This window comes from Neisseria sp. HMSC070F02, assembly GCF_001814225.1.
GTDB classification, from domain to species: domain Bacteria; phylum Pseudomonadota; class Gammaproteobacteria; order Burkholderiales; family Neisseriaceae; genus Neisseria; species Neisseria meningitidis.
Window position 1 is genome coordinate 23,606 of record NZ_KV815468.1, and the last position, 359, is coordinate 23,964.

General features: G+C 44.8%; 1 CRISPR repeat array.

Going from position 1 to position 359, the window contains the following annotated elements:
• A CRISPR array of direct repeats spans nucleotides 1-358; the repeat unit is 28 nt; unit sequence GTAGCACTGCGAAATGAGAATGGGAGCT.
• Nucleotide 359 lies beyond the last annotated feature (1 nt).

The following is a 359-nucleotide window of genomic DNA, read 5'->3' on the forward strand; positions in this document are numbered from 1 at the left end:
GTAGCACTGCGAAATGAGAATGGGAGCTACAACGGGTTTATGAGCGACACGAAACGCAAATTAATTGTAGCACTGCGAAATGAGAATGGGAGCTACAACTTTTGAGGTGGTTTTATGGGTGGTAAATCGATTGTAGCACTGCGAAATGAGAATGGGAGCTACAACTGTGCATCTCGTTTCTTACCAGTCTTCCAGATTGTAGCACTGCGAAATGAGAATGGGAGCTACAACTCGTTGGACAAATAAGCCTTGCCGGTTACGATTGTAGCACTGCGAAATGAGAATGGGAGCTACAACTCACGCGCTCAACGTTATTATAATCTGACCATTGTAGCACTGCGAAATGAGAATGGGAGCTA